The sequence below is a fragment of the Streptomyces sp. WAC04114 genome, from assembly GCF_019733245.1.
Lineage (GTDB): Bacteria > Actinomycetota > Actinomycetes > Streptomycetales > Streptomycetaceae > Streptomyces > Streptomyces massasporeus_A.
The window spans coordinates 1-19,145 of record NZ_JAIGQA010000159.1 but is presented as its reverse complement, the minus strand read 5'-3'; the positions used below and the strand labels follow the sequence as shown (position 1 = coordinate 19,145).

Below are 19,145 nucleotides of genomic sequence, written 5' to 3'. Positions count from 1 at the left end.
CCCCGGGCCCGCGCGGTGGACGGCGTCGACCTCGACATCCGCCGAGGCGAGAGCGTCGCCGGGGTCGGCGAGTCCGGCGGCGGGCCCGGGGCGGGTGGCGGCCGCCGGGGTCGCCGCCCCGGGCGGCGAGCCGTCCGAGACCGCCATCGCTGTCGACCGGATGGTCACGAACGGGCTCAAGGCGCTCGCCGACTACGAGGACCTGACGCAGGAGCAGGTCGACCTCATCGTGAAGAAGGCGTCGGTCGCCGCCCTGGACCAGCACACCGCGCTCGCGCGGCTCGCGGTCGAGGAGACCGGCCGCGGTGTGTTCGAGGACAAGGCTGCCAAGAACATGTTCGCGTGCGAGCACGTCACGCACAGCATGGGCCGGATGAAGACGGTTGGGGTGATCGCCCGGGACGACATCGAGGACATGGTCGAGATCGCGGAACCGGTGGGCGTGGTGTGTGCGATCACTCCGGTCACCAACCCGACGTCCACCACGATCTTCAAGGCGCTCATGGCGCTGAAGACCCGCAACCCGGTGGTGTTCGCCTTCCACCCCTCCGCCCAGCGCTGCAGCGCCGAGGCGGCCCGGATCGTGCGCGACGCCGCCGTGGCCGCGGGCGCGCCGGAGCAGTGCGTGCAGTGGATCGAGGCCCCGTCCGTGGAGGCGACCGGCATGCTCATGCGCCACCCGGGCGTCTCGCTGATACTCGCCACCGGCGGCAACGCCATGGTCAAGGCCGCCTACTCGGCCGGCAAGCCCGCCCTGGGCGTCGGCGCGGGCAACGTCCCGGCCTACGTCCACAAGAGCGCCAAGCTGCGCCGCGCCGTCAACGACCTGGTGCTGTCCAAGTCGTTCGACAACGGCATGATCTGCGCCTCCGAACAGGCAGTCGTCCTGGACGACGAGATCTACGACGAGGCTCTGACGGAGTTCCGTACGCTGCACGCCCACCTGGCGACCGCCGGGGAGAAGGCAAAGCTGGAGGCGTTCCTCTTCCCGACCGGCAAGGCCGGCCCGGGTGGTGGCTGCGAGCCCAAGGTCAACGCGGCGGCCGTGGGACAGAGCCCGGCATGGATCGCCGAGCAGGCCGGTTTCAGCGTGCCCGTCGGCACCTCACTCATCCTGGTCGAGGCCGAACGCGTCGGCCCGGACGAGCCGCTGACCCGCGAGAAGCTGTGCCCTGTGCTCGCCGTCCTGCGGGCCGGCTCCGAGCAGCAGGGTTTCGACCTGGCCGCCGACATGGTCGCCTTCCACGGCCAGGGCCACACCGCCGTCATCCACACCGAGGACCGCGCACTCGCCGAGGCGTACGGCAGGCGCATCAAGACCGTACGGATCATCGTCAACGCACCCTCCTCGCAGGGCGCCATCGGCGGCATCTACAACAGCCTGCTGCCGTCCCTGACTCTGGGCTGCGGCTCGTGGGGCAGCACCTCGGTGTCCAACAACGTCTCCGCCGCCCAGCTCCTGAACGTCAAGCGGATCGGTACGCGCCACAACAACCTGCAGTGGTTCAAGGTCCCGCCGAAGATCTACTTCGAGCCGCAGGCCATCCGCTATCTGCAGTCCATGCCGGACGTCCACCGCGTCACGATCGTCACCGACGCGACCATGACCCGCCTCGGCCTCGTCGACCGCGTCGACCGCGTCCTCAGGCGCCGTCCCGAGCCCGTGACGCTGCAGATCATCGACAACGTCGAACCGGAACCCAGCATCGACTCCGTGCAGCACGGCGCCCGCCTCATGCGGGACTTCCGCCCGGACACGATCATCGCGCTGGGCGGCGGTTCGCCGATGGACGCGGCGAAGGTGATGTGGCTGCTGTACGAGCACCCGGACATCGACTTCGCCGACATGCGGCACAAGTTCTCCGACATCCGCAAGCGCGCCTTCCGCTTTCCCACGCTGGGGGCACTTGCCCGCCTGGTCTGCGTGCCCACCACCTCCGGCACCGGCGCCGAGGTCACTCCCTTCGCCGTCATCTCCGACCCTGCCACCGGCAAGAAGTACCCCCTCGCCGACTACGCGCTCACCCCGAGCGTGGCCATCGTCGACCCTCTCCTGACCACCGCCCTGCCCCCGGCCCTGGCCGCCGACAGCGGCTTCGACGCCCTTACCCACGCCATCGAGGCGTACGTGTCCGTCTACGCCAACGACTTCACCGACGGCCTCGCGCTGCACGCGATCCGCCTGATCTTCGACAACCTCGAAGCGGCGGTGAACGACCGCGAGGACTCGGCGGCGGCCCGCGAGAAGATGCACAACGCCGGCACCATCGCGGGCATGGCCTTCGGCAATGCCTTCCTCGGCATCGTCCACGCCATGTCCCACACCCTCGGCGCCACCTTCCGCATCGCGCACGGCCGCACCAACGCGGTCCTGCTCCCCCACGTCATCCGCTACAACGGCGCCGTCCCCACGAAGCTGACCGGCTGGCCCAAGTACGAGCACTACCGCGCCCCCGAACGCTTCCAGGACATCGCCCGCGCCCTCGGCCTGCCCGCCGCCACCCCGCAGGCCGGAGTGGAGTCGCTCGCCTGGGCCGTCGAGCGGCTGCGCGACGCCGTGGGCATCGAGCCGTCGTTCCGGGCGGTCGGCGTGGATGAGCGCGCCTTCCTCGACGCCCTGCACCAACAGGCCCTCAACGCCTATGAGGACCAGTGCGCCCCGGCGAACCCGCGGATGCCCATGCTCGACGACATGGAAGAAATCATGCGAGCGGCCTACGACGGCCCGGACGGCGGATCCGGCGAGTAGCACCCATCGCTGGTTGTGCGCCCGGGCGTCCGGGCGCACAACCATTTCGACATCACGCCCCTGACCCGTCACTCGACGGTTCCAGCACCTGTCACAGGGACCGCTCACAGGGCCCGCAGCCCGTGCTCCCGGAACTGCTCCCGCACCCGCTCCGTCAGGTCCGCGTCCGGCGTCGGTGTGTCGCGCAAGGGGAAGGGCATGCCCAGTGCGTCGTACTTGTGGGCGCCGAGCTTGTGGAACGGCAGGACGTCGACCCGGTCGACGTTGCCCAGTCCGGCGAGGAAGGCGCCGAGGCCGTCGACGGCCGCCGGGTCGTCGGTCCAGCCGGGGACGAGCACGTAGCGGATCCACACAGGCACGCCGAGCCGGTCCAGACGAGTGGCGAAGCTGAGGGTGGGGGCGAGGTCGCCGCCGGTCAGCTTCCGATAGGTGCGGACGTCGAAGGACTTGATGTCCAGCAGGACCAGATCCGTGTCGGCGAGCAGTGCGTCACTCGCGCGGGCGCTGAGGAAGCCGGAGGTGTCCAGGGCGGTGTGCAGGCCGAGTTCCGTGCAGCGGCGGAAGATCGCGGCCGTGAAGGCGGGCTGGAGGAGGGCCTCGCCGCCGGTGAGGGTCACTCCCCCGCCCGCGGTGGTGATGAACGCCCGGTACTTCTCGATCTCGGCCATCACCTCGTCGGCGCACGTCTGCTTGCCGTCGCGCATGTACCAGGTGTCCGGGTTCGCGCAGTACAGGCAGCGCAGTGGGCAGCCGGAGAGGAAGAGCACGAACCGGGTCCCGGGACCGTCCACTCCCGTGGACAGGTCCCAGGAGTGGATTCGGCCCGTCACCGGCTCGACGGTCGTGTTCACAGCGATCCGTGGAAGGTACGGCTGATCACGTCGAGCTGCTGCTCACGGGTCAGGCGGACGAAGTTGACAGCGTATCCGGAGACCCGGACCGTCAGCTCCGGATACTTCTCCGGGTGTTCCATGGCGTCCTCGAGCGTTGCGCGGTCCAGGACGTTGACGTTCATGTGGAAGCCACCGGAGGCCGTGTAGGCATCGAGGATGCCGACCAGGTGTGCGGCGCGCTCGGCCGGGTCGTGGCCGAGGCCCTCGGGCGTGATCGTCGTCGTGAGCGAGATGCCGTCGCGAGCCTGCTCGTAGGGCAGCTTGGCCACCGAGAGGGCCGAGGCGGCCACCCCGTGCAGGTCCCGGCCGTTCATCGGGTTCGCTCCCGGCGCGAAGGGCGCCCCGGCACGCCGGCCGTCGGGGGTGTTGCCGGTGTGCTTCCCGTAGACCACGTTGGAGGTGATGGTCAGCACCGACTGGGTGTGCTCGGCGTCCCGGTACGTGGGGTGCCTGCGCACCTTCGCCATGAACGACTCCACCAGGTCGGCCGCGATGGCGTCGGCCCGGTCGTCGTTGTTGCCGTACGCCGGGTACTCGCCCTCGACCTCGTAGTCGACAGCCAGGCCGGTCGCGTCCCGGACGACCTTCACGCGCGCGTGCTTGACGGCCGAGAGACTGTCCGCCGCCACCGAGAGCCCGGCGATGCCGCAAGCCATGAACCGGTGCACCGGGTGGTCGTGCAGCGCCATCTCGATGCGCTCGTAGGCGTACTTGTCGTGCATGTAATGGATGACGTTCAGCGCGTTGACGTACGTGGCCGCCAGCCAGTCGAGCATGTGGTCGTACGCCGCCCGCAGTTGCTCGTAGTTCAGGTACTCGCGCGTCAGCACGGGTGCCTCCGGGGCAATCTGCTCGCCGGTCATCTCGTCGCGGCCGCCGTTGATCGCGTACAGCAGGGCCTTGGCGAGGTTGACCCGCGCCCCGAAGAACTGCATCTGCCTCCCCACGGCCATCGCGGAGACGCAGCAGGCGATCGCGGTGTCATCGCCGGTCCGGGGGCGCATCAGTTCGTCGGACTCGTACTGGATGGCGCTGGTGTCGATGGAGACCTGGGCACAGAACCGCTTGAAGCCCTCCGGCAGGCGTGGCGACCACAGCACGGTGAGGTTCGGCTCGGGGGCCGGGCCGAGGTTGTACAGGGTCTGCAGGAAGCGGAAGGAGGTGCGAGTGACCAGCGGGCGGCCGTCGGTGCCGATGCCGCCGATGGACTCCGTCACCCAGGTCGGGTCGCCGGAGAACAGGGCGTCGTACTCGGGGGTGCGCAGGAACCGAACGATCCGCAGCTTGATCACGAAGTCGTCGATCAGCTCCTGGGCACGGACCTCGTCGATCGTCCCCTCGTCCAGGTCACGCTGGAGGTAGGTGTCGAGGAAGGTGGAGGTGCGGCCCAGCGACATCGCGGCACCGTTCTGCTCCTTCACCGCCGCCAGGAAGCCGAGGTAGAGCCACTGCACGGCCTCGCGGGCGGTGGTGGCGGGGTGGGTGACGTCGCAGCCGTACGAGGCGGCCATCTCGGCCAGTTCACCCAACGCCCGGATTTGCTCGGCCAGTTCCTCGCGGTCGCGGATGACGTCCGGGCTGGAGGGCTGGGCGTCCAGCAGGGCCCGTTCGGCCCGCTTGGCCTCGATCAGCCGGTCGGTGCCGTAGAGCGCGACACGCCGGTAGTCGCCGATGATCCGGCCGCGGCCGTACGCGTCCGGCAGACCGGTGATGATGCCGGCCTTGCGGGCGGCCCGCATCTCGGGGGTGTAGGCGTCGAAGACACCGTCGTTGTGGGTCTTGCGGTAGGAGCCGAAGACGCGGGTGACGAAGGGGTCGGGCTCGTAGCCGTACGCCTTCAGGCCGTTGTCGACCATGCGCAGGCCACCGTTGGGCATGATCGCCCGCTTGAGCGGGGCGTCGGTCTGCAGGCCGACGATCAGTTCCCGGTCGCGGTCGATGTAGCCCGGCCGGTGCGAGGTGATGGTGGACGGCAGGCCCGTGTCGACGTCGAGGACGCCCCGGCGCCGCTCCTCGGGGAACAGGGCGGCGACCTTGCCCCAGACTGCGAGCGTGCGCTCGGTCGGGCCGGCCAGGAACGCGGAGTCGCCGTCGTACGGTGTGTAGTTGGCCTGGATGAAGTCGCGTACGTCGATCTGGTCCCGCCAGTGGGAACCGGTGAAGCCTCGCCATGCCTCGGTCGTCACCCGCGGTCCAGCTGTCACCGTTGCCGTCATCGCCGGTCTCTCCCTCACTCTGCACGCAGGATCTCTGCACCTTCGATGTTCGTCGCCCGCGACGCCTGCGCGGAGGGCCTGTCGGCGTAGCCGGTGCCCGCCGTTCGTCCCTCGCCCGGCTGGGCCGTTGGGCCCTGACGTCGGGTCCCGGTTCACCCGGCAACTCGGAGCAGAAACGGCTGTGGCGCCTCCGCCGGCCAGCGGAGGCGCCACAGCCGTACGGGCCGCGGCCCTCACAGGAGCCAGCGGTTGCGGCTGACGAAGGGCAGCCGTGCCCATGCCTTGCCCAGGCCCCAGGTGGCGCCGGCGCCCGCGGCCGCGAGGGCGATGAGGACGACGGCGTAGATGAGGTGGTAGTCGGCGAACGGGTTGGTCGACATGCTCGCCGAGCCGTCGGACAGGTGCTGGGCCGGCGGCCACTCCGCGATCCACATCAGCGCCATCATCAGCGTTCCGGCGACCGCCGCGAGCCGCAGGCCGATGCCGGCGATCAGGGCGATACCGATGCCCAGCAGGCCGAGCATGAACAGCCAGTCGGCCCAGGTGGCCCCGGCCCAGTTGTGGAAGGTGGATTCCATCGGCCCGACGGCCACACCGCCGAGGAAGCCCTTGGTGGGTGAGCCGCCGTCGATCCAGCCGTTGCCTGACTGGGTGGCGTAGCCGAAGCCGAAGGTCTTGTCCAGGAACGCCCACATGAAGACGAACCCGGTCAGCAGGCGCAGACCGGCGAATGCGTACGCCTGGGTGGCCGCCGCGGTCATCACCTCACCGGACGCGGGCGCCGTCCCGCTCCGGCGCAGGGACGGGAAGCGGAATCCCAGGTGCCGGTGGGGGTGGTTGTGCACTGCCATGATGCTCATCCCTTTCGAGGGGTGTGACACACAGGATGGGGGTCGACTTCTCGTTGCGCCTTCAATGTCCCGCGTCGCTCACGCCTGTCGGAGGGGCTGCAAGGCCCGGGCAGCGAGCCGAACGTCCCGCTGCGTGGGGCCTGTTGGCATCGGGTTCAGCCGTCCCAGGACCAGTCGGCGACCTCCGGCAGGTCGACGCCGTGGACGCGGATCCACTCGTGGTGGCGCAGCCGGGCGTCCTCCATCCGCTGGCGGACGGTCGCGGCGCGCACCGCGAGGCCGGGGACGCGGTCGATCACGTCCATGACCAGCCGGTAGCGGTCGAGGTCGTTGCCGACGACCATGTCGAACGGGGTGGTTGTCGTCCCGATCTCCTTGTAGCCGCGCACGTGGAGGTTCTTGTGGCCGGTGCGGCGGTAGGCGAGGCGGTGAATGAGCCAGGGGTAGCCGTGGTAGGCGAAGATCACCGGCTTGTCGGTGGTGAACAGGCCGTCGTACTCGAAGTCGCTCATACCGTGCGGGTGTTCTTCGCTGGGCAGCAGCCGGGCGATGTCGACGACGTTCACGACGCGGACGGCGAGGTCGGGCAGGTGCCGGCGCAGCAGCTGGGCGGCGGCCAGGATCTCCTGGGTGGGCACGTCGCCCGCGCAGGCCAGTACGACGTCCGGCTCTCGGCCGTTCTCCGTCCCCGCCCACTCCCAGATCCCCGCGCCACGGGCGCAGTGCGCCTTCGCCTGTTCCATCGACAGCCAGTCGAAGCAGGGCTGCTTGCCGGCCACGATCACGTTCACGTAGTCCTTGCTGCGCAGCGCGTGATCTGCCACCGACAGCAGTGTGTTGGCGTCCGGCGGCAGGTAGACCCGTACCGCTTCCGGGCTCTTGTTGAGGATGTGGTCGATGAAGCCCGGGTCCTGATGGGAGAAGCCGTTGTGGTCCTGGCGCCACACGTGCGAGGTGAGCAGGTAGTTGAGGGAGGCGATGGGAGCGCGCCAGGGCAGGCGGCGGGTGACACGCAGCCACTTGATGTGCTGGTTGACCATGGAGTCGACGATGTGGACGAACGCCTCGTAGCAGGAGAACAGCCCGTGCCGGCCGGTGAGCAGATATCCCTCCAGCCAGCCCTGGCAGGTGTGTTCGGACAGGATCTCCATCACCCGGCCGTGCCGGTCCAGGTGCTCGTCGACGGGAAGGGTCTGCGCCTGCCACGCCTTGCCGCTGGCGTCGAAGACGGCCTGGAGCCGGTTGGAGGCGGTCTCGTCCGGTCCCACGAGCCGGAAGTCACGCCGCTTGCTGGTGGCGTGCATGACGTGCTCCAGCAGATCGCCGAGGACGCGGGTGGGTTCGTGCAGAGTCACGCCGGGCTTGTCGACGGGCACAGCGTAGCGTTCCAGTGAGGGCAGCGGCAGTTCGCACAGCAGCAGGCCGCCGTTGGCGTGCGGGGTGGCACCCAGGCGCCGGGAGCCGTCCGGGACGCAGGACAGCACACGCTCGCGGGGGCTGCCCTGCGCGTCGAAGAGTTCTTCCGGCTTGTACGAGCGCAGCCATGTCTCCAGCTGCCGCAGATGCTGCGGGTTGTCCCGTACGGCGGCCAGCGGCACCTGGTGGGAGCGCCAGGTGCCCTCCACCGGCAGTCCGTCGACCTCGGCCGGGCCGGTCCAGCCCTTCGGTGTGCGTAGCACGATCACCGGCCAGTGCGACCGCTCGGACACGCCGTCTTCGCGCGCGCTGCGCTGGAGGAGCTCGATGCGGTCCAGCGCGTCGTCCATCGCTGCGGCCATCGCCCGGTGCACCGTCATCGGGTCGTCGCCGCTGACGTGGATCGGGATGTGACCGTATCCCCGCAGGAGGGCGTCGAGTTCGGATTCGGGGAGGCGGGACAGCACGGTCGGGTTGGCGATCTTGTAGCCGTTGAGGTGGAGGATCGGCAGGACGGCACCGTCGTGGACGGGGTCGAGGAACTTGTTGGAGTGCCAGGAGGCGGCGAGCGGGCCGGTCTCCGCCTCGCCGTCGCCGATCACGCAGGCCACCAGCAGGTCCGGATTGTCGAGGGCGGCGCCGTAGGCGTGGGAGAGGGCGTAGCCGAGCTCGCCTCCCTCGTGGATCGAGCCGGGTGTCTCGGGGGCCACGTGGCTGGGCACGCCACCGGGGAAGGAGAACTGCCGGAACAGCCTCTCCATGCCGATCGCGTCCCGGGTGATGTCGGGGTAGGTCTCGCTGTAGGTGCCCTCCAGCCAGGAGTTGGCGAGGACCGCGGGGCCGCCGTGTCCCGGCCCCCAGATGCACAGGGCGTCCTGGCCGCGTGCCTTGATCAGGCGGTTGAGGTGGGTGTGGACCAGGTTCAGCCCGGGCGAGGTGCCCCAGTGGCCGAGCAGCCGCGGCTTGACATGCTCGGGACGCAGCGGCTCGGTCAGCAGGGGGTTCGCCATGAGGTAGATCTGACCGACGGACAGGTAGTTCGCGGCGCGCCAGTGGGCATCCAGCGTCCTCAGCTCGTCCTCGGTGAGCGGGGCGGACGCCGGCCGTGTGTCGACGGACATCAGGGGTTCCCTTCCGGGTCGGGGTAGTCGGAGGTGCAAGCGGGTCGGGACTGTCCTCACCTTTCCCCACCGCGCCGGGCACCCGACAGGGCCGACCGGGCCATCCACGGACGCGGCGGTGGGAGTCAGGAAGTCCTCAAGCGGTCGGTACCAGCACCACGGGGCAGTGGGAGTGATGCAGCAGGACGCGGCCGACCGGGCCGATCTGCGGGCCGACCCGGGCGGCGCGCCGGCGCAGGCCGATGACCACGACGCCGGCCTCGCGGGTGCCCGCCAGCAAGGCGTGGGCCGGTCCCGTGCGGACCGTGCGGCTGTCGACCTCGACCTCGGGGTACTCCTCCCGCAGTCGGGCGACGCTGAATCGCGGCACGGCCTCCTCCGCCCGGTCGTTTCGCACTTGGCGCTCTTGGCCGGGGCTCGTCGGGGCCACCAGGGAAGGCAGTTCGGGGGTGGTGTGCCGGTGCGTCGAGGAGTGCAGAAGGCGCAGCCGTGTCCCGCGTCGAACCGCTTCCTGGAAGGCGTAGGCGGCTGCGGCCGTGTCGGCGTCGCTCTCCAGCCCGAGCAGTACCTCGCCGCCCTGGTCGCCGGGGTGATCCCCGCGGACGACCAGCAGCGGACTGTGCGTGTGCGCGGTCAGGCGCCAGCTCACCGAGCCGGCCAGCAGGCCGCTGACACCGCCGAACCCTCGGGTGCCCACGACGGTGAGGGCCGCGCCCTCGCTCTGAGCGGCCAGTGCCTGCACGGCACCGCCCTCCACGGCCCTGGTCTCGACCCGCAGACCGGGATGACGCCCCTGAACCCGTGCGGCGGCCGATGCCAGAACCGGCCCCGCTGCGTCTCGGTCGGCCACGGCGTGCACGATGCGCAGCACTGTGCCGCGGCGCAGCGCTTCCTCGGCGGCCTGGTCCAAGGCTCGTACGGCGAACAGTGAACCGTCCACGCCGACGGCCACATGACGGAAAGTCATGGTCTTGTTCCCTTCTCTTCCTGCGCGGGTTGTCGGCCCTCGTGGGGACCAAGGACCGTGGGCGAGTTCGCCGTCGGCGACCGTGGTGTCGATCCTGCGGCTACTCCATGGCAGATGCTCGTCGTCCACGGCGCCCGCGGGGCAGGGGCCGACCGAGCCCGTCGATACGCCGTACGGCCCATGTGTTGCCGGGTCGACCGGGCGAGAGGGAACAGGAGGGAGGGGAGGGAGGATGCTCAGGCGGTGAGGTCCACCCCGTAGAGGGTGCGTCCGCCGACGAGTTCACGCCCGGTGACCAGTTCGGGTTCGATGCGGACGAAGACCTCCTGCGGTGAGGGCGCCCAGGAGACCGGCCCGGTGCGGGCCAGACGTTCGACCTCGGCGGGGTCGGTCACCACCGTGGCCGTGCCCGTGACGACAACGCTCCAGCCGGCGTGCCGGGCCGCGTCGATGTCGTCGGCCTCGAAGGCCACCACGGCTCCGTCGATCGCGCGGACCAGCTCCGAGGTCCCCGAGGTGCGCAGTAGGACGACGCCATCGCCCTCCACGCCGAAGTTCACCGGCAGCACGGCAGGCAGGGCCTGGCGTGTGTAGACGATGCGGCCGACGGGCACCTTGGCCAGCCGCCGCAGGCACTCCTGCCGTTGAAGTTCGTGGAAGCCGTCGTCGGGGTACATCAGCCAGTCCATCCTTAGCCTGGTACAACGCTTCTGCGTCCTTCCACCCTGTGTCGCCCGAGACCGGAGGATGAGGGGCCGTCGGCCCTACCCCAGCCTCGCTCTTCCCTGTGGTCTCGGCCCCTGTCCGACATCCCTCCCGGCCCACGCCGCACCGCCCGGTACGCACGGTCGGTGACACAGCCGTCGTGGAGCACCCCGGTCCTTGCACCGGCGGCTGTCGCGGCGCCTGTCGCCGCAGGTTGAAGGCCGGGGCGGTGGCCGGCGACTCGCCATCACGTCATCGAGCACCGTGCGTGGGGCGCGCCGCGGGCTCGCGGGGCCTTCCGGGTCATGGACCTTCGCAGGTCCGGCCACCCCAGTGCCTGGTCCAGCAGACAGGCGCGCAGGCCGTGGGCCGAAGGGTTCCCACCCCACGGTGGTGCAGCCCGTCGGCAACGGCGACACAGACCCCTGCCTCGTCCTTCTCGTCGCCGGTGTCGTACTCGGCGACGCCGATCACTCTGCCCTGCGTCTCGGCCGGCAACGCCCGGTATCCCGGGCGCACCCGGGCACAGGCCCGGTCGGTCGTGGTCGTTCGCCGCCACGGGACGGATACACACGGTGCTGCCGTGGGCGAGCAGTGCGCGTACCGGGGGTCGGTCGGTCACGTCGTGGCTCATCGCAGGACTCCTCAATGCCTCCTGTCGTTTCGAGCGTCCGGCGGTTCTCACGCGGCGAGCCTCTGAGTTCTCCGAGATGCCGGTCAGGCGTCGTGCCTCGGGTGCGGCACGATCGCGACCGGGCAGGCGGAGTGGTGGAGCACCGCGTGGGCGGTACGGCCGAGCTGTAGCCCGAGGTGCCCCTTGCGCCGGCTGGCGCCGACGACCAGGAGGTCGGCGCTGTGCGAGGCGTCCAGCAGCGCCCGGCGGGCGTGGCCCTCGACGGTGTGCCGGCGCACGTCGACATCCGCCGGGAGGTCCCGCAGCACCGCTTCGAGTTCCTCGACGGCCTGCTCCTCGTGCTGGCGGGTGGGTTCGCCGACCATCAGGGGATAGCCGCCGGGCTCGTGCGCGGGGCAGCGCCATGCTCGTACGGCCTCCAGGGGCACCCCGCGCCGCCGTGCCTCCTCGACGGCGAAGCGAACAGCCTCCGACTCCTTCGTGTCCTCGCCGACGCCCACGACGACCCGTCCGCGCACCGGCGGCGTCGCCTGGTTGTCGTGGCCGGCGCGCAGCACGATCACCGGGCAGTCGGCGTGTGCGGCGACGGTCAGGCTGACGGAGCCGAGCAGCCTCTCGGCAAGACCGCTGCGGCCGCGGGTGCCCACGACCAGAGCGGAGGCGTTCCGGGCCGCGCGGACCAGGGCGTTCTCCGGCTCCTCGAACACCACGTCGACGGTGACCCGCAGGCCGGGGTGCCGGGCGCGTGCCCGCTCGGCGGCGGCGCCCACCACGTCCTGGGGCAGGGGCAGTTCGGTCGGTTCGCCGATGTCCCGGGCGAGCGCGGCACCCTCGTACCGGTCCCAGAGGCAGGCGTACACCACGCGTAGTGGCACGCCGCGCAGGGCGGCCTCGTCGGCCGCCCAGTCAGCGGCCCGCAGGCTCGGCTCGGAACCGTCGACGCCCACGACCAGGGGCCCGCCGAGGGCTCGCTCGACCGCTGCGTTCTCGTCTGCCGTGTTCATGGTCTCCACTCCTTTCCGACGGCGCGGTCAGTCGTGCGCGACGACGGCGACGGGGGCGGCGGCGTGGTGCAGTACCGCGTGTGTGACGGGGCCGATGTGGACGCCGAACGGGCTTCGGCGGACCCGGCGTCCGACGACGACCAGGGACGCCTCGCGGGAGGCGTCGATGACGTGGTTGGCGGGGCTGCCCGACGGGGACTCCTCGACGACCTCGACGTCCGGGTACTTCTGCCGCCAGGGCCGCAGCACCGCGGCGAGGGCGGCGGCTTCCTGCCGGCCGAGTGCGGCGTTGAGTTCGGCGTCGGCGGGCAGGCCGTAGGCGAAGTAGGGCGGGAGGTTCCAGCCGTGCACGACCCGCAGGGCGGTGCCGCGGAGGGCGGCCTCCTCGAAGGCGAAGGCGATCACCGTGTCGTCGGGGCGGGCGGTGTCCAGGCCGAGCACGACGGGCCGGTACGCGGTGGCGGCGGACGGAATGCCGACGGGGTCCATCTCGTGCTCGTCGGCGGCCTGTTCCCCGGCCCGCACCAGGACGACGGGGGTGTCGGTGTGCGCGATCACGGCCGCGCCCACCGACCCGACGAGGAACCCGCCGATACCGCTCAGCCCACGCGAGCCGAGGACCAGCAGTTCGGTGTCCTTCGCCGCCTCGGGCAACGCGTCCATCGGCCTGCCGGAAATCGGTTCGGTCTCCACCCGGAGGCCGGGGTGGCGCCGGCGCAGGCCGTCGGCCGCCTCGCGCGGAATCCGTTCGCTCCAGTGCCGCAGCTTCCCCGCGCCGAGCAGCGGGGCCTGCGCCTGCGCCATGGGCTCCGGAACGGGCTCCCAGACGTGCACCAGCCGCAGCGGCAGGCCGCGCAACTTCGCTTCCCTGGCCGCCCACTCGGCAGCCGCGCGGCTCTCTGCTGAGCCGTCGAGGCCCACGGTGATGTTGCGGGACATGCTGTCCACCTCCTGTGTCGGGGTTGCGATGTCAGAGTGGTGGCGAGGGAGGACGCGGGTGCAGGTACCGCAGGTCCCCCGTCCGGGGCCGATCGGCCCCATAGGTCTCAGCGGCGTCCCCGCACCACGCTGCGGCGCCGTTCGGCCCTGGTCTTCCGGCACCCCGTGGGGCCGGTGCGCCCGAGTCTGTGGGGCCGATGGGCCCCTCTTCGCCCAGCGACGCGAAACGACCGCGGGACGCGGCCTGGTGACTGATACACAGGAGATGGCCGTCCGGCACCGGGTGCGGCTCTCTCCCCCTCAGGGGTCCTTGCACCCCGTCTCTTACACCCCTCATCAGCCCTGTCAGGGAGGCTTCATGCTGTCCGCAGAGTCCGCCGCCATAGTCCGTTCCACGCTGCCTGCCGTGGCCGGAGCGCTGGACGACATCACGACCCGCTTCTACGGCGCGATGTTCCGCGACCGGCCGGAGCTGCTCGACGGGATGTTCAACCGCGGCAACCAGGCCAGCGGGGCCCAGCGCCGCGCCCTGGCCGGCTCGATCGCCGCGTTCGCGACCACTCTGCTCGACCACCCGGACACGCGCCCGGATGTCCTGCTGGACCGGATCGCACACAAGCACGCCGCGGTCGGGGTCACCGACGACCAGTACACGATCGTGCACAAGTACCTGTTCGGTGCGATAGCCGAGGTCCTCGGCGACGCGGTCACCCCTCAGGTGGCGGCCGCCTGGGACGAGGTGTACTGGCTGATGGCCGGCGCCCTCATCGGCCGGGAGGCCCGCCTCTACCAGGACGCAGGCGTCGAGCCCGGCCGGATCTGGCGGCAATGGACGGTCGTCGAGCGCCGCACCGAGACCGACGACGTGGTGTCCTTCCTCCTCAGGCCCACCGACGGCGCACCCGCGCCCCGGGCCCGGGCGGGCCAGTACGTCAGCGTCCGCCTGCGCATGCCCGACGGAGTACACCAGCTGCGCCAGTACAGCCTCTCCTCCGGCCCAGGCGGAGAACTGCGCCGCATCACCGTCAAGCGGATCGCCGCCACGGCCGACGCCCCGGACGGCGAGGTCTCCACCCTGCTGCACCGCCAGGTCCGCGCCGGAGACGAACTGACACTCTCGGCCCCGTTCGGCGACGTCGTCCTCGACGACCCGGCCGACGCCACCACCCCGGTCGTACTGGTCTCGGCCGGAATCGGCAGCACCCCCATGACCGGCATCCTGGCCCACCTCACCGCCCTCGCCTCGACCCGGCCGGTACTGGTTCTGCACGCCGACCGCTCCCCCGCCGACCACGCGCTGCGCACGGAGACCACCGAACTGGTCGAGCAACTGTCGGACGCCCGCGCGGTCTTCTGGTACGAGCACCCCGGCCCGCAGGAACCCGCCGCCCGCGAGGGCCTGATGAACCTCCACGGCGTCCAACTGCCCGAGAACGCCACGGTGTTTCTGTGCGGCCCGCTCCCCTTCATGCGCGACGTCCGCGCCCAACTGCTGGCCGCCGGAGTCCCCGCCCAACACATCCGCTACGAGGTCTTCGGCCCTGACCTGTGGATGCCCGGCCAAGCGGACTGAACACCCCACGATGCCACCGCACTCCAGAAGAGGACCTGACATGACCCGCAATGACACTCAGACCACCGATTCCGGCGTGCTGCTGCGCTCGGACGGCGAGGTGGACGAGGAGACCCTGGCGTACGCCCGCACGAAGATCGACATCGTCGTGGCCCGGCCGGGGCTGCCCGCCGTCACCGGCGAGGTGCGCATCACGAAGGCGGCCGCTCACCACGCGGACCGCCCCTGGTCGGCCACAGCCACCCTGCATTTCGGACGGCGTGACGTCGTCGTGCACGCCGCGGAAGCCACCGGCCACGAACTCGTCGACCAGCTCCAGGACCGGCTGCGCCGCCAGACCGACAAGGCGGCCCACTCCGGACACAACGGCCACCGGGCGACGACCCCGCCGTGGCGCGGCGGCCCCGGTACCCCGCCTCCCTCGGAAAGCGACGACAGAACGGCGGACAACCACTCGGCGTAAGACCCCGGTACGTGCCGGGCTACGTCGGAGAGGGTCCATCGACCGGGCCTGCAGGGTAGCCCGCACCCGTCCACGGTTCCCGATCAAAGGGCGAGAACAAGGAGTTGTGATGGCGAAGGCTTATCTGGTGGGCAGCGGAATCGCGGCGCTCGCCGCGCCACGTTCCTGATCCGCGACGGCGGGTTCGACGGAACGGACATCCACCTCTTCGAGGAGCAGCGGGACGTCGGCGGCAGTCTGGACGCGGGCGGCACGGCCCGTACCGGCTACACCATGCGCGGCGGGCGGATGCTCGAGGCCGAGTACCGCTGCACCTACGACCTGCTGTCCGGCATTCCGACTCTCGACGACCCCTCCGTATCGGTGACCGACGAGATCCTGGCCGGACACGAGGACTTCGCCTGGGACGACACCGCACGCCTCGTCGACGGCGACGGGAAGGTCGTCGACACGCACTCGACGGGCTTCTCCGAACGTGACCGCCTGGAGTTGGTCCGCTGCCTGGCAACTCCCGAGGGGCACCTGGACGGCAAGCGGATCACGGACTGTTTCGGCGAGCACTTCTTCACCACGAACTTCTGGTACCTGTGGTGCACCACGTTCGCCTTCCAGCCCTGGCACAGCGCCATCGAGTTCCGCCGCTACCTCAGGCGCTTCATCCACCTCCTCCCCGAGTTCTCCTCCATGTCCGGCATCCACCACACCCGCTACAACCAGTACGACTCCCTACACACCTCGCGCAGGTGCGGCCCGCATCGCGGCGACCGTTACGGGGCCTCGAACAACACGGCCTGGTTCTTGCCTGCGGTCTTGGCTCGGTACAGGGCGACGTCGGCGTCCCGCAGCGCTTCTGCCGGCGTGGTGGGCCTGGTGATGCTCCGTGCTCCGATGCTTGTCGTCACCCGGACCGAGTGGCCACGGTCGAGGATGAAGGAGTCCATGAAGGAGTCGAGGATCCGCATGGTGTAGTCGCCGAGCGTGCCGGCGTCCACGCCTTCCGCGAGGAGTGCGAATTCGTCCCCGCCGATCCTGGCGACCGTGTCCTGCTCACGGACCCTGGCTGTCAGCCGCCGGGCGACGTCGATGAGCAGTTCGTCGCCGGACGGGTGGCCCAGGGTGTCGTTGACCTCCTTGAAGCCGTCGAGATCGAGCATCAGCAGCGCGGCGGGGAAAGATGCGGTGCACCGGCTGAGAGCAGTCTCCAGACGCTGGTTCAGCAACGCTCTGTTGGCCAGCCCCGTCAGTGGGTCGTGGGTCGCCTGATGGCTCAGCTGCTTCTGGAGCTCTTCCTGTTCTCGCAGTGATGCCGCGAGGTAGTGGGCCTGTGTCCGGGCTTCCATGGCCCTGCTCTGGGCGTACTGGGCGAGGAACGCGATGCGCAGCACCAGCAGCAGCGAAAGGGTCGCCAGCATGCCGACGATCACCGTGATGTTCACGGGCTGGCCCCGGATGCCCCCGATATCGGCCAGCACGATCAACGGCCCCACCAGGATGAGCGCGATCAGGATCGACAGTCGCTTCCGGGGCATTCGTTCCTTGCCGTCCGACAGGCGTGTCGGCCAGCCGACGGAGGGGTGCAGCGCCGCAACCCCCAGCAGAAGGGACGACACCATCCACCCCACTTCGGACACGTCCTCCGCGATCGCTGTCCCGGTCGTGGCCATTGTTCCGTAGTAGAGGCCGTCGGCGGCGAGGAGGACCAGAAGCCACCCGCTGCACAGAAGAATCGAAGGGGTGCGCTTGCCGGTGGTGAGCATCAGCCGGGCGGCCACGCACAACAGCACCAGGTCGGCGACGGGATAGGCGACGGACACCACGAGCGGCCACGCGGACAGCTCGCTGCGCAGATAGGGGGCGATGATGAACGCCCACGTCAGGATGCCGAACCCCAGCGTGACGATTCCCGCGTCGAGCCACCCCGCCCAGTGCAGGCGGCCGGTGTGCTGCCGGGCCAACGTCACCAGCCCCGCGGCGAACAACAGGTAGCTGCCCAGGTAGAGAATGTCGGCCACGCCCGGAAACGGAACCTCTGCGTCGCGCACCTGGTACAGACCCCAGATCGCATCCGCCACCGCGAACGGTGCCATGGCCGCCGCGAAGAGGAGCCACGGAAGGATCGATGGCGGCCTGTTCCTGATCACTCCCCATGCGATCGCGAAGACGACCGAGGCGGCGATCAGTACGGGCAGCATGTACCGCGCCGTGGAGGAGCTGACCAGATAGATGGTGATCAACACGGCCCCTGCTGCCGCATACAACCAGGCCGTCGCATCACGGCGGAGGGGCAACAGGACTTGAGGCTTGCCCACAGGCTCTCCTTCCCTCCGGCACGTACCCGCCCGGGGGCGATGTCCGAGAGGCTCGTCAGCCGGGTTACTGGCCTGGAGGGTGGGAGCGCACCGTGTCGAGGGTGCGACAGGTCCGGTCGAGTTCGTCCTGGAGGCGGGGAGCGGTCTCGGCCAGTGACGCCGGCTCTCCGGACCGCGCGTGCTCCTCCAGTTCCTGGCAACAGGCGGCGAGGCTCACGGCGCCTATGTTCCCGGCGGCGCCTCTGAGGCTGTGAGCCAAGTCTGCGATCTCCCGCGAGTCGTGGCGGCCGAGCGCGTGGAAGAGCGCGCTGGTCATCTCAGGGGCCCGGACGAGGAAGTGGTCCACCAGCCTGTCGACCAGTTCGTGCTCGGCAGGGCTGCCGGCGCCGCGCAGTTCGTCCAGCCGCTGCTCGATGGAGGCTCGGAGGCCGTCGTTGCCCGTCCGCGGTGGGGTGGTGGGCTGGACCCAGCGCGCGAGGGCTTGTTCCAGCTCGTCGGCGCTGACGGGTTTGGAGACGTAGTCGTCCATGCCCGCGGCGATGCACCGTTCCCGGTCCTCGGCGAGGGCACCGGCGGTCATGGCGATCACCGGCACGTGCCCCTGGTCCCCTTCCCGGTGGCGCAGTTCACGCGTGGCGGTGTAGCCGTCCATTCGGGGCATCTGACAGTCCATGAGCACGGCCTGATAACTGTGCTCTTCGGTCATGAGCAGGGCTTGGGCGCCGTCGGCGGCGATGTCCGTGCTGTAGCCGAGCCGGGTGAGCAGGCCCTGGGCGACCATCTGGTTGATCTCGTTGTCCTCGACCAGCAGGAGGTGGCCCCGGTGGGCCTGCCGAGGTGCGGTGGGGGTCTGCGCTGCCGGGGCAGTCGCGGCCACCGGCGATGTCTGGGTGGCGAGTTCGATCAGGGCGTCCAGGAGTTGGGACTGGTGGACGGGCTTGGACAAGCTGCGGGCGATGCCGGCCGCATGCAGCTCGGCGGCGGGCGGCTGGGGGCCGGAGGTGAGGAGCAGCAGCTGTACGCGGGCGAGGTTCTGGTCGGTGGTGATCCGGCGGGCGAGTTCCAGGCCGTCCATGTCGGGCATATACATGTCGACGATGGCAAGGGTGAAGGGGCGGCCCGCGGCCTCTGCCTCGTGCAGGGCCACCAGGGCCTGAGGGCCGTCGGCGACCATGGTCGGCCCGATGTGCCATCTGCGCAGCTGCGCGTCGAGGATCAGCCGATTGGTGTCGTTGTCGTCGGCGACCAGGACCCGCATCCCGCGAAGGATGTCGGGGTGCGGCGGTGCCGGGGGTGGTTCGGGGG

The 19,145-nt window shown here is 70.4% G+C and carries 13 protein-coding genes and 2 pseudogenes; 4 read left to right on the top strand and 11 right to left on the bottom strand.

The features are described from left to right. Positions 1–94 precede the first annotated feature (94 nt). Positions 95–2,749, top strand: a complete 2,655-nt coding sequence (gene adhE, locus K4G64_RS30580; protein ID WP_221759184.1) for a bifunctional acetaldehyde-CoA/alcohol dehydrogenase — start codon at positions 95–97, stop codon at positions 2,747–2,749. Between the two features lie 104 nt (positions 2,750–2,853). Here adhE and pflA read toward each other — a convergent pair whose 3' ends face one another. From pflA to K4G64_RS30540, 9 genes and pseudogenes are all read right to left on the bottom strand, one after another. After that, the gene (pflA, locus tag K4G64_RS30575; RefSeq protein ID WP_221759182.1) at positions 2,854–3,600 is read right to left on the bottom strand and encodes a pyruvate formate-lyase-activating protein; all 747 of its coding nucleotides are present in this window, start codon (positions 3,598–3,600) and stop codon (positions 2,854–2,856) included. After that, complete coding sequence (gene pflB, locus K4G64_RS30570; protein WP_221759181.1) at positions 3,597–5,858, bottom strand: formate C-acetyltransferase; 2,262 nt, start codon at positions 5,856–5,858, stop codon at positions 3,597–3,599. Before pflB ends, pflA begins: the two co-directional genes overlap by 4 nt. 233 nt (positions 5,859–6,091) lie before the next feature. Continuing rightward, entirely contained in the window at positions 6,092–6,709 is a 618-nt protein-coding gene (locus tag K4G64_RS30565) for a DoxX family membrane protein (RefSeq protein ID WP_221759180.1), read from the bottom strand. A 155-nt stretch (positions 6,710–6,864) separates the two neighbouring features. Beyond that, positions 6,865–9,246, bottom strand: coding sequence for a phosphoketolase (locus tag K4G64_RS30560; RefSeq protein WP_221759179.1), 2,382 nt, complete (start codon positions 9,244–9,246; stop codon positions 6,865–6,867). Positions 9,247–9,382: 136 nt separating this feature from the next. Beyond that, entirely contained in the window at positions 9,383–10,213 is an 831-nt protein-coding gene (locus K4G64_RS30555) for a universal stress protein (RefSeq protein ID WP_221759178.1), read from the bottom strand. A gap of 236 nt (positions 10,214–10,449) precedes the next feature. Next, a complete protein-coding gene (locus K4G64_RS30550; protein ID WP_221759183.1) occupies positions 10,450–10,890 on the bottom strand; it encodes a pyridoxamine 5'-phosphate oxidase family protein in 441 nt (146 codons plus the stop codon). A 400-nt stretch (positions 10,891–11,290) separates the two neighbouring features. After that, positions 11,291–11,552: pseudogene (locus K4G64_RS40635) on the bottom strand (hypothetical protein); the annotation flags it as partial. A gap of 83 nt (positions 11,553–11,635) precedes the next feature. Continuing rightward, on the bottom strand, positions 11,636–12,556 hold the full coding sequence (locus K4G64_RS30545; RefSeq protein ID WP_221759177.1) for a universal stress protein: 921 nt from the start codon (positions 12,554–12,556) through the stop codon (positions 11,636–11,638). A 27-nt stretch (positions 12,557–12,583) separates the two neighbouring features. Further along, a complete protein-coding gene (locus tag K4G64_RS30540; protein ID WP_221759176.1) occupies positions 12,584–13,495 on the bottom strand; it encodes a universal stress protein in 912 nt (303 codons plus the stop codon). Between the two features lie 358 nt (positions 13,496–13,853). On the opposite strand from K4G64_RS30540, the gene K4G64_RS30535 reads away from it, so the two are divergent. The 3 genes and pseudogenes from K4G64_RS30535 to K4G64_RS30525 all read left to right on the top strand — a co-directional run. Beyond that, a complete protein-coding gene (locus K4G64_RS30535) occupies positions 13,854–15,068 on the top strand; it encodes a globin domain-containing protein (protein ID WP_221759175.1) in 1,215 nt (404 codons plus the stop codon). Positions 15,069–15,108: 40 nt separating this feature from the next. After that, the gene (locus tag K4G64_RS30530; RefSeq protein WP_221759174.1) at positions 15,109–15,531 is read left to right on the top strand and encodes a hypothetical protein; all 423 of its coding nucleotides are present in this window, start codon (positions 15,109–15,111) and stop codon (positions 15,529–15,531) included. A gap of 109 nt (positions 15,532–15,640) precedes the next feature. Further along, a pseudogene (locus K4G64_RS30525) lies at positions 15,641–16,260 on the top strand (oleate hydratase); the annotation flags it as partial. A gap of 38 nt (positions 16,261–16,298) precedes the next feature. On the opposite strand, the gene K4G64_RS30520 reads toward K4G64_RS30525, so the two are convergent. Next, the gene (locus K4G64_RS30520) at positions 16,299–17,768 is read right to left on the bottom strand and encodes a GGDEF domain-containing protein (protein ID WP_221759173.1); all 1,470 of its coding nucleotides are present in this window, start codon (positions 17,766–17,768) and stop codon (positions 16,299–16,301) included. Between the two features lie 136 nt (positions 17,769–17,904). Continuing rightward, positions 17,905–19,145: response regulator (locus tag K4G64_RS30515; RefSeq protein WP_221759172.1), on the bottom strand; the 1,241-nt coding region annotated here is incomplete at its 5' end.

What these genes read in the sequence shown, in the direction of transcription:
- K4G64_RS30565 (WP_221759180.1), bottom strand. Translation starts at nt 6,709, where the DNA reads ATGGCAGTGCACAACCACCCCCACCGGCACCTGGGATTCCGCTTCCCG.
- K4G64_RS30545 (WP_221759177.1), bottom strand. Translation starts at nt 12,556, where the DNA reads ATGAACACGGCAGACGAGAACGCAGCGGTCGAGCGAGCCCTCGGCGGG.
- K4G64_RS30540 (WP_221759176.1), bottom strand. Translation starts at nt 13,495, where the DNA reads ATGTCCCGCAACATCACCGTGGGCCTCGACGGCTCAGCAGAGAGCCGC.
- K4G64_RS30530 (WP_221759174.1), top strand. Translation starts at nt 15,109, where the DNA reads ATGACCCGCAATGACACTCAGACCACCGATTCCGGCGTGCTGCTGCGC.
- K4G64_RS30550 (WP_221759183.1), bottom strand. Translation starts at nt 10,890, where the DNA reads ATGTACCCCGACGACGGCTTCCACGAACTTCAACGGCAGGAGTGCCTG.
- pflB (WP_221759181.1), bottom strand. Translation starts at nt 5,858, where the DNA reads ATGACGGCAACGGTGACAGCTGGACCGCGGGTGACGACCGAGGCATGG.
- K4G64_RS30535 (WP_221759175.1), top strand. Translation starts at nt 13,854, where the DNA reads ATGCTGTCCGCAGAGTCCGCCGCCATAGTCCGTTCCACGCTGCCTGCC.
- K4G64_RS30560 (WP_221759179.1), bottom strand. Translation starts at nt 9,246, where the DNA reads ATGTCCGTCGACACACGGCCGGCGTCCGCCCCGCTCACCGAGGACGAG.
- K4G64_RS30555 (WP_221759178.1), bottom strand. Translation starts at nt 10,213, where the DNA reads ATGACTTTCCGTCATGTGGCCGTCGGCGTGGACGGTTCACTGTTCGCC.